This is a genomic window from Rhodococcus sp. A14 (genome assembly GCF_011603105.1).
In the GTDB taxonomy this organism is placed as follows: Bacteria; Actinomycetota; Actinomycetes; order Mycobacteriales; family Mycobacteriaceae; genus Rhodococcus_F; species Rhodococcus_F opacus.
The window spans coordinates 1-317 of sequence record NZ_JAAOQS010000346.1; the positions used below are offsets into that span (position 1 = coordinate 1).

1 pseudogene is annotated in these 317 nt (G+C 64.4%); it reads right to left on the bottom strand.

The window, feature by feature from the left end:
- Window positions 1–131: pseudogene (locus G9373_RS47570) on the bottom strand (NAD-dependent malic enzyme); the annotation flags it as partial.
- Window positions 132–317: the final 186 nt, after the last annotated feature.

Here is a 317-nt window from a genome sequence, read left to right on the forward strand (position 1 = left end):
GACAGGGCGCGCTGCGTATCGAGGGCGGTCGTGGTCTCAACCGAGAGCTTCCCCCCGATGTGGCCGGCGAAGATCTCCTCGTCGGTCAGCTCGACCTTCTGCGGTGTGGTGGGTTCGGACACGATGGTCATTGTCTACTCATTTCTTGGCTATCGACGATCAGCGTGAGCGTGTCGTCGGAATTGATCATTGATTCGGCGCTCATTGCGCGTGGGTCATCTCTCGATCAGGGCGTCGCCGGGGTCGGCGGCGTGTCGGGGGGTGAGTGGTTCGAGGGGGTGGCCGACGGCGACCGCTCCGAGGGGTTGCCAGTCGGC